Annotated in this window: 12 protein-coding genes; 7 read left to right on the top strand and 5 right to left on the bottom strand. The window is 37.4% G+C overall.

Annotation, left to right across the window (positions count from 1 at the left end; all coding sequences use genetic code 11):
- Positions 1–49: 49 nt before the first annotated feature.
- Positions 50–733, top strand: a complete 684-nt coding sequence (locus tag B494_RS0116475; RefSeq protein WP_017473486.1) for an ABC transporter ATP-binding protein — start codon at positions 50–52, stop codon at positions 731–733.
- Positions 730–3,312 (top strand): ABC transporter permease, encoded by a 2,583-nt coding sequence (locus B494_RS0116470; RefSeq protein WP_017473485.1) that lies wholly within the window; start codon positions 730–732, stop codon positions 3,310–3,312. Before B494_RS0116475 ends, B494_RS0116470 begins: the two co-directional genes overlap by 4 nt.
- A gap of 445 nt (positions 3,313–3,757) precedes the next feature.
- Here the strand turns inward: B494_RS0116470 and B494_RS0116465 are convergent, their stop codons facing one another.
- From B494_RS0116465 to trhO, 3 genes are all read right to left on the bottom strand, one after another.
- Entirely contained in the window at positions 3,758–4,570 is an 813-nt protein-coding gene (locus B494_RS0116465) for a class I SAM-dependent methyltransferase (RefSeq protein WP_017473484.1), read from the bottom strand.
- A gap of 136 nt (positions 4,571–4,706) precedes the next feature.
- On the bottom strand, positions 4,707–5,180 hold the full coding sequence (locus B494_RS0116460; RefSeq protein ID WP_017473483.1) for a glutathione peroxidase: 474 nt from the start codon (positions 5,178–5,180) through the stop codon (positions 4,707–4,709).
- A 339-nt stretch (positions 5,181–5,519) separates the two neighbouring features.
- On the bottom strand, positions 5,520–6,488 hold the full coding sequence (gene trhO / locus B494_RS0116455; protein WP_017473482.1) for an oxygen-dependent tRNA uridine(34) hydroxylase TrhO: 969 nt from the start codon (positions 6,486–6,488) through the stop codon (positions 5,520–5,522).
- Positions 6,489–6,686: 198 nt separating this feature from the next.
- On the opposite strand from trhO, the gene B494_RS0116450 reads away from it, so the two are divergent.
- Positions 6,687–6,989: a hypothetical protein gene (locus B494_RS0116450; RefSeq protein ID WP_017473481.1), complete on the top strand. Its 303-nt coding sequence runs from the start codon at positions 6,687–6,689 to the stop codon at positions 6,987–6,989.
- 109 nt (positions 6,990–7,098) lie between these two features.
- On the opposite strand, the gene B494_RS0116445 is transcribed toward B494_RS0116450, so the two are convergent.
- Entirely contained in the window at positions 7,099–7,965 is an 867-nt protein-coding gene (locus B494_RS0116445) for an NAD(P)-dependent oxidoreductase (protein WP_017473480.1), read from the bottom strand.
- A gap of 395 nt (positions 7,966–8,360) precedes the next feature.
- Here B494_RS0116445 and B494_RS0116440 point away from each other — a divergent pair, with 395 nt between their 5' ends.
- A complete protein-coding gene (locus B494_RS0116440; protein WP_017473479.1) occupies positions 8,361–8,828 on the top strand; it encodes a GNAT family N-acetyltransferase in 468 nt (155 codons plus the stop codon).
- Positions 8,812–9,270: a GNAT family N-acetyltransferase gene (locus B494_RS0116435; RefSeq protein WP_017473478.1), complete on the top strand. Its 459-nt coding sequence runs from the start codon at positions 8,812–8,814 to the stop codon at positions 9,268–9,270. The genes B494_RS0116440 and B494_RS0116435 overlap by 17 nt, the downstream gene beginning before the upstream one ends.
- Before the next feature lie 260 nt (positions 9,271–9,530).
- Here B494_RS0116435 and B494_RS0116430 read toward each other — a convergent pair whose 3' ends face one another.
- Positions 9,531–10,811: a S1C family serine protease gene (locus B494_RS0116430; RefSeq protein WP_017473477.1), complete on the bottom strand. Its 1,281-nt coding sequence runs from the start codon at positions 10,809–10,811 to the stop codon at positions 9,531–9,533.
- Positions 10,812–10,987: 176 nt separating this feature from the next.
- Between B494_RS0116430 and B494_RS0116425 the strand changes: the two genes are divergently transcribed.
- Both B494_RS0116425 and B494_RS0116420 read left to right on the top strand, forming a co-directional pair.
- A complete protein-coding gene (locus B494_RS0116425; protein WP_017473476.1) occupies positions 10,988–11,686 on the top strand; it encodes a response regulator transcription factor in 699 nt (232 codons plus the stop codon).
- The gene (locus B494_RS0116420; RefSeq protein WP_017473475.1) at positions 11,683–13,002 is read left to right on the top strand and encodes a sensor histidine kinase; all 1,320 of its coding nucleotides are present in this window, start codon (positions 11,683–11,685) and stop codon (positions 13,000–13,002) included. Before B494_RS0116425 ends, B494_RS0116420 begins: the two co-directional genes overlap by 4 nt.
- The last annotated feature ends 973 nt before the right edge of the window (positions 13,003–13,975 follow it).

Here is a 13,975-nt window from a genome sequence, read left to right as displayed (position 1 = left end):
ACTTTAGATAGATATACTAGCGGTAATAATAATTTATGGAGGTAACTTAATGAGTATTTTAGAAATAAAAAATCTATCTAAAGTTTATGGTAAAGGGGACATGGCAGTTAAAGCACTGGATAATGTTTCGTTTTCAGTTGAGAAGGGTGAATTTATTGTAATCATTGGTCCGTCTGGATCTGGAAAATCAACCTTATTACACTTGTTAGGTGGTGTTGATCGACCAACAAGTGGTAGTGTCTTTGTTGATCATACGGATATTTATCAGTTGAATGAGACGAAATTAGCAATTTTCAGACGACGTCAAATCGGGTTAATCTATCAATTTTACAATCTTATCCCTATTTTATCTGTTGAAGAAAATATTACGCTACCCATGTTATTAGATCAACATAAAGTTGAAAAAAAACAACTGGATTCGATTGTCGCGCGTTTGGGGTTAGAGAATCGCTTATCCCATTTGCCGAATCAACTCTCTGGCGGACAACAACAGCGGGTGTCGATTGGAAGAGCATTAATTAGTAATCCAGCACTGATGTTAGCTGATGAGCCGACTGGTAACTTAGATAGTAAGAACAGCAGTGAAATTATGGAGTTATTAAAGCTATTTAATAAAACGTACAATCAAACGCTGATTGTGATTAGTCATGATGAGCGCATAGCTGCCCAAGCTGATCGGGTGATTTCCATTGAGGATGGCAGGATCGCTAAAGATGAGGTGATTCGGTCATGAATGTCATCAATAAACTGACAATCAGACATTTAAAGGAGAACAAACGAAGAACGCTCGTTACCATTATCGGTGTAATTATTTCTGTAGCGATGCTGACCGCAGTGGCAACCATTGGTGTTTCATTTGTGGATTTGATGAAAAGGGAAACCATCGCAAGGGGTGGAGAATGGCACGTTGAATACCAGAATATCAATTCCGAACAATTAAGTCTAATTGAACAGGATGATGTAACAAAAGATCTAATCATTTCCAATGATCGTGGCTATGCGGTGCTAGAAAACTCAGAAAATACCGAAAAGCCTTATCTGTTTATTAAGGAATATAGTTCAGAAGGCTTGGAGCGATTTCCAATTGCATTAACGAGTGGTCGTCTACCCAGAGCTGAAAAAGAGATTGTTATCTCGGATACTATTGCAGATAATGCTAACGTAACTTATCAAATTGGTGATCAATTAACCATCGATGTGGGTAAACGCTCTTATGACCTAGAGGATCGTGAATTGTTACAAGATGATTCACTTAGACGGAATGAAGACAATGAGATAAGTGAGCAGTTGGATAATACAGAGACAGAAACATACGAGATTGTGGGTACGATTGCTCGACCAGAATGGGAACCTTATTGGTCACCCGGTTATACAGTCATTAGCTATCTTGATGAGGAACTATTGACGCCAACAGATACGGTCAATGCATCGGTTGTACTTAATAAGATCAATCGATCGCTTTATCAACATGCCGAAAATTTTGCTGACCAACATAATATTGAACACGAAAATATCAGATATAACAGTGAATTACTCCGATATTATGGTGTGACTGGTAATGATGGTTTACAAGCAACTATGTACTCGTTAGTGGGCATTATTATGGCTGTGATTATTGTTGGTGCTGTTTCGCTTATATATAATGCGTTTGCTATTAGTGTTTCGGAACGTTCGCGACATTTAGGAATGCTTTCGAGTGTAGGCGCGACGAAAAAACAGAAGCGAAACTCGGTCTTTTTTGAAGGGGCAGTTATTGGCGCAATGAGTATTCCTGTTGGAATTGTAGCTGGTCTTGTTGGGATGGCGATTACTTTCCATTTTATTAACACCTTGATTGGTGACGCATTATATACGACCCAGAGGCTTGAAGTGGTGGTAACACCAGTTTCCATTTTAGTCGCCTGTAGTGTTTCAATCGTTACCATTTTTATTTCTACCTATCTCCCAGCGCGAAAAGCAGCTAAGATTTCTGCGATCGATGCCATCAGGCAAACACAAGATGTCAAACTGTCTAAGAAAACAGTAAAAACGTCGAAACTTGTTCGAAAGATATTTGGACTTGAAGCGGAAATAGGTTTGAAAAACTTAAAAAGAAATAAACGGAGATATCAAGCCACTGTTTTCTCCTTAATAATCAGCATTGTTTTGTTTTTGACCGTTACCTTTTTCACCTCTAGTTTAGAGAAAGGATTGGAATTAACGCAAGCTAATTATAATTATGACATTCAAATATTCAGTAGTGATGAAATCTCGGAATTAGACGTAGACGTGTTTGCTAATCTAAGTCATGTGACGGAATCTAGTTCGATTGAAGAATATTACTTTTCAACATCGATTGATCAATCAGACATTGCGCAGAGTTTGAAAGAATCTGTTGAGAGCGATGAAGAGGCATTGCAAGACGGCAAATATAATTACAGTATAAATTTAGTCGCGTTGGATGATGAGAGTTTTCAAGCCTATGCAAAAGAGATTAACTTTGATCCCAATGCTCAGGAGAATGCTACAGCAATTGTGATTGATAAGAGCATACATTACAATGGATCAGGCAAGATCATTGAAGAAAAATCTATTTATACTGAGCCTGGAGAACGGCTTAGTCTACATCCCGATAATCATGAAATAGAGGAAGAGCAGGATGTAAGCGAAATAGAGATTGGTACATTAACGGATCACGTTCCAATGGGGATTAATTTAGCGAGTCCGGGCACTCTAATTGCAATTGTTTCCAATAACATGATTGACGATTTAATCACAGAAGACTTAAAATCAGATGGGAATCACTACCTATACATGAACAGTTCAGACCCAATGGTAACGCAAGAGGCAATAGATGATGTGAAAGAGTCATCTATGCATGTCTACAATGTTTACCAAAGGAGGCAAGAGGACCAACAGTTGATTTTATTGTTATCCGTCTTCATCTATGGTTTCATCACCTTGATTTCGTTAATCTCGATTGCGAATATTTTTAATACGATTTCGACGAGTATTTCATTGCGTAAACGTGAATTTGCGATGCTAAGGTCTGTTGGTATGACGCCAAAAGGCTTTAACAAAATGATTAATTATGAAAGTATTTTTTATGGAATAAAGGCCCTAATTTATGGATTACCAATCAGTGTTGGTGTGATGTTCTTGATTTACTGGTCCATGCAAGAAACCTTTGAATACAGCTTTATGCTACCATGGATGGGCATTCTGTTTGTAATCGTAATGATCTTTATTATTGTCAGTGCTGCCATGCTATATTCTAGTGGTAAAATTAAGAAGGAAAATATCATAGATGGTTTAAAACAAGAGAATATCTAACTGAATTTTACTTTAGACGAGGTGAGATCGATACTTTTATGCAAAATAAGCATGGGGTGAATATTGATGGCTAGAAGAAATGAAAGAGAAATGGACGCAAAACGAAAACGATCAAATAATGAAAGAAACGTTTGTTGCAAAGAGTAATTAGAATAAAGTAAGGATGCCAGGGTCTGGAACAAAACATATTTTTGTTTTGTCTCAGACTCAATGCTTTTTTCTAGTTAGTGAAACGCTGATATTGGTACGCATAGCGTCGTAGTAAAGACCACTTTCAAGAGGAATTAAAGGCGAAGGACTAAACATGAACAGCAAATGAATGACTAAATTGAACTAGAATTCCCTAGATGGTGACATGTAGAAAAGTAAAGCTATGCATCATGCTGTGACGATGTGAGAGGACGACTAGTCTATTAATGGCTAGCCTCCTAATCAATGGTTCAATTTATTCGTTTTTTTCTATCAATAAAGCAATCGTTTGATTGCCTTCGGTATAGTTTTTTCCAGAAACATCATCGTAAATTTCTTTTATAGTAAACCCTACAGCAGTTACCTCTTCGATTAATAATTCCCTTGTGAAGAATTGATGCCAAATGTTGTAGGTTTCTATTTTATCATCGGTTACCACTGTTGTTTGCTCTAATGTTACTCTATCAGAATATTTAAGATTTCTACCGATCGCTACATAAGAATGCTTTGACCAAAAACCACCATTTTCATTAAAACTCCAATATTGTTCCTCCTTGAACTGATCAAATTTTTTCTGAGAGAAAACATCTAATAACAACTGTCCACCGTTCTTTAAACTGTTCCAAATATTTAAAAGTAATTTACTTCGATCTTCAGGCGCAAGAGCACCATAATCACAATATATTAATAGGGCTAAGTCATAGATGTTTGAAATATTTAATTGCAAATAATTCTCATAGCGATATTCAATATCAAAATCTAGTTTTTTTGCTTGTTCTTTAGCATAATGAATCGAGTTTTCAGAGAAATCAATTCCTGTTACCTTATAACCAATTTTGGCTAATCGCTCACTATAAAGGCCCGGACCACAACCTAAATCTAATACCTTTTGATAAGCTTTTGGGGGAGCAATTTGTTGAATGAAATCAATGGATTTATCAATAAACGCAAAACTCCTACTAGCGCCTTCAGTATTAGAACTTAAATGAGCTTCTAATAATTGTTTAGAAATATAAGGATTTTGCCAAAAAGCATTATCAGCTTGTTCAAATCGTAAAGGTACATGCAACTGGTTTAATAAATTGTTGATAAAAATTCCTCCTAAAATTTTAAAAGATACAAAGAAACCGCTGTTTGTAGTTTATACCATGATCAATCAAGTAGACTCTCTTCCCAAGAATCTTATGTCTTTAGTCATGAGAGCTTTAAAACAAAACTTGTATATCTTCAACCATCTCTTCCGGTTCTGTGGTAGGAGCAAATCGTTTAACAACGTCACCGTTGCGATTAATAAGGAATTTAGTAAAGTTCCATTTGATTGCCCCACCTAACACCCCTGATGTTTGATTGGTTAAATATTGATAAAGGGGGTGTGCATCTTTTCCATTCACCTTAATCTTACTAAATATCGGAAAATTAACACCGAAGTTCAATTGACAAGTTTGTTGAATGTGTTGGTTGCTTCCAGGCTCTTGATGTAAAAATTGATTGCATGGAAAACCCAACACAATAAATCCTTGATCTTTGAAATCATCATAGAGTTGTTGTAAGCCATTAAATTGATTTTTTAAACCGCACTTTGTAGCCGTATTAACGATTAATAGTACACTGCCACGATAATCAGCGAGTGATTTTTCTGCGCCATCTATTGTTGTAATGGTAAAATCATAAACGGTCATGCGAAGCACCTCCTTAATTCAAAGATAGCAAGCTCTAATAACAATGTCAAAAAATAGAGAGCAGAGTTCATCTATTTTAAGCCGGAGCTAGGACGCTAATGTTTTGATTCCCTCAACGACCCATCAGTGGGAGATGAATGAAATGGCCCATTGATTAAAGTGAAAGTTTATTATGGTATCGTTAAAAGGAATGAATCAAAACTATTGGTTAATATCAGAAAAGAGGCCTCGCGTTTTCCTTCACTTCACGCTACCATAAATAGTGGGTAAGATCATCTGCTGATAACCTTACCCACTGTTTTTTGTATATTCTCTTAGGAAATCTCCTCGTCTTAACTTTTAAATGGCGTTATGTTGTTCTTCTTTAGCGATCGCACTTAAGCGAGCTTCAACTTCATCGTTTGTTAACTGATTTTGGTCAATATATCGATTGCGTGGGTGTGTACGACATGCATGAGTACAACCACCTAAATATTTATGCTCGTTTTCTTCTGAACAAATAATTTGCTTGTTGCATTCAGGATTCCCGCAATTGATATAGCGTTCGCAAGGTGTACCATCAAAGTAATCTTTACCAACAATGACGTGTTCAACCTGATTAATCGGAACGCTAATGCGTTCATCGAAAACATACATCTTACCATCCCAAAGCTGTCCTTTGGTTTCCGTATCTTTAGCATAAGTTGCAATACCTCCATGAAGTTGATTGACATTTTCAAAGCCTTGTTCAAGCAACCAACCAGAGAATTTCTCACAACGAATACCGCCGGTACAATAAGTTAAGATACGTTTGTCCTTAAATTTTTCTTTATGCTCTTTAATCCATTGTGGTAATTCACGAAAAGTACGAATTTCTGGACGTATTGCACCACGAAAATGTCCGAGATCATATTCGTAATCATTACGCGCATCGATCACAATCGTATTGTCATCTTTCATCGCTTGGTAAAATGCTTTGGGTTCTAGATAATTGCCAGTCACTTCACGAGGGTTAATATCCTCTTCTCCTAACCGTAGCGTGACAAGTTCCGGTCGAGGCTTAACTTTCATCTTTTTAAAAGCGTGTCCATCGGCTGTGTCAATTTTAAAGGGCATCTCACTAAAGCGAGGGTCAGCATGCATAGCATCCATATAGGCCTGTGTGGCATTAATCGTTCCGGAGACCGTTCCGTTGATCCCTTCTTTAGCAACAAGGATGCGCCCTTTAAGTCCTAGGGAGTCACAAAATGTTTTATGCTCTTCAGCGTATCTCTCAGGGTCATCAATATTGACATAGTTGTAGTATAATAATACTTGATAATTTTCCATTTTTCTAACCACCTATTTATCGTATTTGCAAGATACGGATGTAGGGGTAATCATGAGTCTCTTGCAATCTCTAATTATAAGTAATTCAAATTACTTTTTCAACCTTTTAGTTGTTTAAGTTAAAAAGTCTCAATAGTTGATGAAATTTGCAATTCACTGTTGTAGACGTTATATTTTTGACAGATGAGGTGATTCACTATGAATGAAAAAGAACGTGAGCAATATATTATCGAGCAATACCAAGCGGGGGAAGATCAGATGATTCTCTTGTTTGCGCAATGGTGCATTAATCATCAATTAGATCCATACGTCGTTTATCAACAGGCATATCCGCATCAAAAGGGATTAGACAAGTTGGTTGAAAGTATCGATCATACGGTAGCTTCGGAGCAAGCAGATGAGATTGATACACCACTTTTAATCGAAGTTTTACAGGTGTATGGTAATGATGATTTGGCATGGGTAGTTGCTCAGTATCAAAACAGTCTTCGAAAACAATAATGTTTGACATAACTTAAAAAGCCTATCATGAATGCCTTTGGAACATCTGCATTCGTGATAGGCTTTTTATATAAGCGATTGATTAACAAATGACAAACATGGACGAACCTTAGTTGAAAAGTTTGATTAAGGCTTGTGTTCCACTGTCTTGCTCGCCCGCTTCCGCCAATTGTTGATAAAGTTGATAGGCAAGTTGTAATCCAGGAGTAGAAAGCTCCATTTCTTCTGCGGTCTCGAGGGCGATACACATATCCTTAATAAAGTGTTTGACATAAAATCCTGGGCTGAAATCTTCATTAATCATTCTTGGTGCTAAATGAGAGAGCGACCAACTTCCTGCTGCACCTGAGGTAATGCTCTTTAATACTTGATCCGGATTTAGTCCCGCTTTTCTCGCATAAGCCATTGCTTCTGAAACGCCAATCATATTAGAAGCGATGGTTATTTGATTACACATCTTCGTATGCTGTCCAGCTCCAGCGGGTCCTTGATGGATAATATTCTCACCGATGATCTCAAATAAAGGTCGCGCATGTATAAAACCAGTTTGATCACCGCCGACCATAATAGAAAGCGTTCCGTTTTGTGCACCGATATCCCCGCCTGATACGGGTGCATCCAAAGCGATTAATTGCTGATGTTGCGCTTCTATAGCAATTTTTTCTGCAAGTGCAGGTTTTGAAGTGGTCATATCAATTAGAAGACTGCCTGGTTTTGCATTTGCAATAATGCCTGTCGAACCGAAATAAATGTCTTCTACATCACTTGGATAGCCAACAATGGTTAGGATCACTTGACAATTTTCCGCAACGGTTGGGATTCGATCATGCCAAGTGGCACCTTGCTCTATTAACGTTTTAGCTTTCTCCTTTGTTCGTGTATAAAGGTGGAGTTCATGACCTGCGCGGATAAGATTTAAACCGATACCCTTTCCCATTACACCTGTTCCAATCAAACCAATTCTAGTCATTTCCATACCACAATCCTTTCAAATTTGTTATGATCATTTTATCACAGTTAACCGTCCGTAAAACGCCTGTCTCAAAAAAGACAGAGTTGGTCAATTAAGCGAGTGGCGTTAACGGTCGCTAATGTCCTGATTCACTCAGCTACCAATCAGTGCGAGGAGAACACTCTCACTGATTGAAGGTTCGTTTTATCACAGTTAACCGTCCGTAAAACGGTCCGCCTCAAAATAGAGCATAGTCATCTATTTAGGCGGGAGCTAATGTCCTGATTTATTCAACTAACAATCAGTAGGAGAAAAACGAAAACCCCACTGATTGTTAGTTCATTTAATCGCAAATAAGTGGACAAGCATATATTTTATTGTGCTCGTTTACTAATAGAGAGAATTTAAGGGGTGATGTCTTGTTAAACTGGAGGCTTAAAAGCTTTAATGAATTAGACAATAGGGAGTGGTATGAAATAGCCAAATTGCGTACAGATACTTTTATCGTTGAACAAAACTGCCACTACCAAGACTTTGATAATTACGATCAAATGTCCAATCATTTATTTTTAAAGAAGGGTAATGAAATTGTCGCTTATATGCGCTTAATCCCAAGTGGACATTTTTATCCTGAGGCTTCTTTTGGTCGTGTGATTGTAAAAGCAACAGAAAGAGGCTACGGTTATGGTAAGATGATGTTAGAAAAAGGCTTGAGGCATTTATTAATTAACATGGGGGAACCGGTGATTAAAATTCAAGCTGAAGCCTATTTAGAAAAGTTATATCGTTCCTTTGGCTTCCGTGTTATATCAGAACCGTATCTAGATTATGATATTTGGCATGTTGATATGTTATTGGAGGCGGATTTAAATGTATTGGGAAGCTAAAACATTTGAGCAATTAGCTTTAGATGAACTTTATCACATTTTGCAAAGTCGAGTGGCTGTTTTTGTTGTTGAACAAAACTGTGCTTATCCAGAAGTAGATGGGATTGATCAAACATGTGTCCACCTATTTGCAAAAGAAGGGGATGAAGTGGTTGCTTATGCACGCTTAATTCCTAAAGGTGTTCTTGACAGCTATGCTTCGATTGGTCGAATTATGGTTAATCCAACTTATCGAGCACAAGGCTATGGTCGTAAGCTAGTCGATCAAGCAATAAGGACCATTACTGAAGATTGGAAAGAAAATCAAATTAAAATTCATGCGCAAGTCTATTTGCTTAAATTTTATCAATCGTTTGGTTTTAAGCCGATTTCTGATCATTATTTAGAAGATGACATTATGCATGTTGATATGTTATTTGAAAAATCGAAAAATCTCAACTAACTCTCCATGTTGAGTAAATGTGAGGCAATTGATTAAAAGTTAAGTCCGCTCACCATTGATAAGATGAGCGGATTTATGTTAAATTCATAAAAGATAATGGGGAATCTTTTATGAATGAATCGTTTATCACAGATACCCGTTATAAAATGCCTGCCTCAAAATAAAGAGCAGATCCCTTCTGTTTAGGCGATAAATAACGGGCGTTAATATGTTGTTTCAATCAGTGGGGAAAGAGCAAAAATGCCCACTGATTGGTTGTTTTATTCGCCTTGTAAAGTAACTGTTGTTTCTTCAGCTACACCGTCACGATAGTAAGTAATCGTTATCGTGTCGCCAACTTCTGTTTCCGAATACAAATACTGTCTTAGATCCATCATATCGTCGATAGGTTCCCCGTTTATGGTAGTGACAACATCATAAACATTGAGTCCGGCTTGATCCGCTGCAGATCCAGGGTGAACTTCGGCAATGACAATCCCGCTTTCAATTTCATTAGGATCCAAATTCAATGTTTGTTGAATATGCTGTTGGGGTACACTCGAGAAGTCAATGGCGCTAATACCCATAAATGGACGCGTTATCGAGCCATTTGTTTCAAGTTGTTCAATTACGGGTTGGGCTTCATCTATTGGAATCGCGAATCCAATACCTTCTACCGTGCTTAATGCTATCTTCATTGAGTTGATGCCGATCACTTCACCAGCACGATTAACGAGTGCTCCACCACTGTTCCCAGGGTTAATCGCTGCATCCGTTTGAATAACATCAACGTTCCAATCAGCGGTACCGTCATTATTCAAATCAACATCAAGTGAACGATCTAAGCCACTAATAATTCCTTTTGTCACTGTTCCGGCAAAATCAGTCCCTAATGGATTTCCAATAGCAATTGCTGATTCTCCAACGACTAAGTCAGAAGAGCTACCAAAAGTGGCGACTGTATCTACATGCTCGGCATCAATGGATAGAACAGCTAAGTCTGTGAGTTCATCTGAACCATGTAACTCTGCATTCACATGTTCATCGTCTGATAAAATAACTTCTATTTCATTTGCTCCATCGATAACATGATGATTCGTCACGATATAGGCACGATCATCTTCGATTTTATAGACAACACCTGAGCCTGAACCTGACTCTGCATTATCCGACCACAAGTCAAGCGATTGAACATTGGCAATGCCAACGACTGCCCCCGCTACATTACTTAATACCTCTGATGAAACGCCATCATCTGCTGTCGACGTTTGAATGACATTTTGCGAAGTGGTTTCTTGGCTAACAATATCTTCACTTTGCTCAGTTATATTTAATGGAATAAGCCCAGTAAATAATAAGAGAAAACCGATGATCGCAACGGTTAGTCCACCTGTAAGCCCGCTAAGCCAAATCATCCAAGCATTCGGCGTTGTTTTTTTATCCTCTTGATTAACTTCTGCATTTGAATGGATCTGATGATCGATCACCTGTGATGGTTGATCGTTAGATATTGACTGCTGCTCTTCATCATTTGGTTGATGTTGATCATGGAATTCACTCATACTTTCCACTCCTTCCTTTTGATAAAAAATTGTCTGAATTTCTGCTACACTTTATAGTATAACGATCACATTTGGCAATAATTCGGTATAATTGTGAAAAAAGTATGGAAGATTTTTAACTGGTCAGATTGGGTATAAGTGTGGGAAAATAAAGCTAGATAAAGGAGGCTGGAGAGATGCCCTATCATATATTTATTGTTGAAGATGACCCGAACATAAGAGACATTGTTTCGGCTTACTTAAAAAAAGATGGTTACAAGGTATCAATGGTAGATAATGCAGAGGATGCTTGGGAAATGACTCGCGAGCAACAACCCGACATGTGGATTCTTGATATTATGCTACCAGGTATGGATGGCTATGAACTTTGTAAGAAAATTCGCCAGCAAAGTGAAGTGCCAATTGTGATTATTTCAGCTAAAGATGAAGAAGTCGATAAAATATTAGGTCTTGAATTAGGTAGCGATGATTACTTAACGAAACCATTTAGTCCACGAGAGCTTGTCGCCCGTGTCAAACGTTTATTTAAGAGGACTTCAGCTGTGCAAGAGAAGTCGGATAACTTAGCAACAACAGAGTATAAGGCTGGAGAGCTTGTTGTTCGAGCAACAGATAGACGTGTGTTCTGGTACGGTAAGGAGATAGAGGTGACAGCAAAGGAATACGAGCTTTTATCCAACCTTATTCAAAGTCAAAATCGCGCTTTTTCACGTGAAGAACTGCTATCATTGATTTGGGGTGACGACTATTTTGGTAGTGATCGTGCGGTTGATGATCTTGTCAAACGTTTGCGTAAAAAAATTGATGGTTTGCCTATTGAAACCGTTTGGGGTTATGGTTACCGATTGAGTTGTGAAAACGAGGATGAGCAATGAGATTACAAACACAATTAACGCTAGCTTTTACTACATTACTGGTCATTACCATGGCTATCGTTGCTGTAACTATTCATTCGTTGTTGTTAAATGTATTAATTCAAAATGAACAAGATCAGTTGCAGGAAAAAGGAGAAATATTAACGCAATTTCTTTTTAGTGAAGTATCTCCACGTAACTTTGCTAATTGGCTGAGTGATGAAGAACTCCATTTATTTGTCTATGATCGCTCAATGGATCAAGTCATGCTTTATTCCACTTCACTTGATATTGGCGTCATAGAACAATGGGTTGCACACTATGACTTAACAAGAGGAGATCAACCCCTATGGATTGACGGTGATACAAACTATGTTGTTTCCATTTTACCGATGTATCCAGACTTGCTAGAACGGGATCTTGTTTTAATTACTCCCTTGGATGATATACAAGAAATTCAGCAAACATTTTTTAATCGGTTAATGATTGTTTTTCTTGTTGGTATTCTGATCATCATCTTGCTTACGCATTATCTGACACATCGGTTGGTTACACCACTCACACAATTGAGATATCAATTAAAGAAAATAGAAAAGCGTCATTTTGATGATATTGAAAGAATTAAAGCAACGGGTGAAATTAAAGAAGTAGAAGAAAGTGTGATTGATATGGCCACGGAACTACAACGCTATATGAAATCACAACAACAATTCTTCCAAAATGCAAGTCACGAATTGAAAACACCATTAATGACCATCCAAGGATATGCAGAAGGGATTAAAGATGGGGTCTTTCAAGGAAAAGAATCAGAACGTGGTCTTGAAGTGATGGTCGCTGAAATTGCACGCTTGAAAAAAATAATTAATGAGATGATTTTATTAGCCAAGCTCGATAGTGATGAAAATGTTTATCAAGAAACCACGCTTTATACAAGTGAATTGGTTCAAGCTACAGTAGATAGGGCCTTACCGTTGGCTACCGATCAACAAATCGCCCTCTATCATAAAGTGATTGATGACATGACCATTCATGTTGACGAGGAAAAAATGCTACAAGCGATGATGAATATTGTAACCAATGCGATCCGACATGCGAAGTCACAGGTCTATATTGAAGTAACCCAACAGTCGGGACGGATTTCAATTATTATTGATGATGATGGTACTGGGATTGAAGATGCATTAATGCCGCACCTGTTTGAACGTTTTATAAAAGGAAAAGGTGGAGAGACCGGTTTAGGCCTTGCGATTTCCAGGGCAATTGTTCAACGCTCCAATGGTACCATTACAGTTGAGCATTCTCCAATGGGTGGTGCACGTTTTATTATCATGCTGTAGTTAGCAATAGAGCAAGGAGATCTATGTATCTTCTTGCTTATTTTTTGTGTCTGGCATGAGTGTCAACTGCTGTGAAACCTAAGTGCTGTTGACTTGACGTATCGCAGGATAGAATCTGAACAAGAGAAGTGGCAATCCTTTCGTCTGAGGAATATAAACTTTATACAAGGGTATTTAGTATTAAGTGCAACACATTGCATCATTAAACAGAAAAAAGCTTGCTAAATTGATACATGTGAAAAATGTAAAAAAAGGAATAAATGTGGATTTATATATTTTTGTTATTGAAAATAATTGGAATAAGTGGTAGCCTTGAAGCATAATACATAAATTGTAATATAACTTCTAAAATATAACGCATTCGCTATCTGATCACATACATTTTTAATAAAAAACCTATACACAATAGATGAATACGGTTAAACATATTGACATATGTTTTCCTTAAAGAATGCTACTTAAGATTTACAAAATCCCTGTTTTATTTAAGTAACGTGCAAACAATTAATGGTGTTTCAATAGCCTTTTTAATTGAAGTTATTTTTATGTTATATAGAAATGTAATAACAATATAAAAGAAAAGAATGGAGAGAATCGATATGAAAAAAGAGCAACGAAGAGTGTTTCTAACCGTCATAGTTATTGGAGGAATTACGATAACTGTGGGGATAGTAAATATTGTCTATGTTTTGTTTTTTAGGTAGTAGAAATGATTATAGAATAAATAACTTCTTATCTGAATGAATTTCATAATTGCTTATACGAGTTCCAAACACGAATATTAAATCGTTCTGTCAGCCAATGGACTCGCTTTCACCCACCGGCACAAAAGCGTCATCTATTTTCACTCCTTACGTCGTAAAATAGTGACGCTCTAGCCTGAGGCATCACCTCAGCTAACTTGAGTAGAAAAAGCGCTATTCAAGTGGATCTTCGGCTGGCTATTCCTCAAGGAGTCTCATCCATTGGCTTC

Origin of the sequence: Amphibacillus jilinensis Y1, from assembly GCF_000306965.1 — a bacterium.
GTDB classification, from domain to species: Bacteria; Bacillota; Bacilli; order Bacillales; family Amphibacillaceae; genus Amphibacillus_C; species Amphibacillus_C jilinensis.
This window is presented reverse-complemented; position numbering and strand designations above follow the sequence as displayed.

Coding starts and splice junctions, on each gene's coding strand:
- B494_RS0116430 (WP_017473477.1), bottom strand. CDS start 10,811: ATGAGTGAATTCCATGATCAACATCAACCAAATGATGAAGAGCAGCAG.
- B494_RS0116445 (WP_017473480.1), bottom strand. CDS start 7,965: ATGGAAATGACTAGAATTGGTTTGATTGGAACAGGTGTAATGGGAAAG.
- B494_RS0116435 (WP_017473478.1), top strand. CDS start 8,812: ATGTATTGGGAAGCTAAAACATTTGAGCAATTAGCTTTAGATGAACTT.
- B494_RS0116420 (WP_017473475.1), top strand. CDS start 11,683: ATGAGATTACAAACACAATTAACGCTAGCTTTTACTACATTACTGGTC.
- B494_RS0116470 (WP_017473485.1), top strand. CDS start 730: ATGAATGTCATCAATAAACTGACAATCAGACATTTAAAGGAGAACAAA.
- trhO (WP_017473482.1), bottom strand. CDS start 6,488: ATGGAAAATTATCAAGTATTATTATACTACAACTATGTCAATATTGAT.
- B494_RS0116475 (WP_017473486.1), top strand. CDS start 50: ATGAGTATTTTAGAAATAAAAAATCTATCTAAAGTTTATGGTAAAGGG.
- B494_RS0116460 (WP_017473483.1), bottom strand. CDS start 5,180: ATGACCGTTTATGATTTTACCATTACAACAATAGATGGCGCAGAAAAA.
- B494_RS0116450 (WP_017473481.1), top strand. CDS start 6,687: ATGAATGAAAAAGAACGTGAGCAATATATTATCGAGCAATACCAAGCG.
- B494_RS0116425 (WP_017473476.1), top strand. CDS start 10,988: ATGCCCTATCATATATTTATTGTTGAAGATGACCCGAACATAAGAGAC.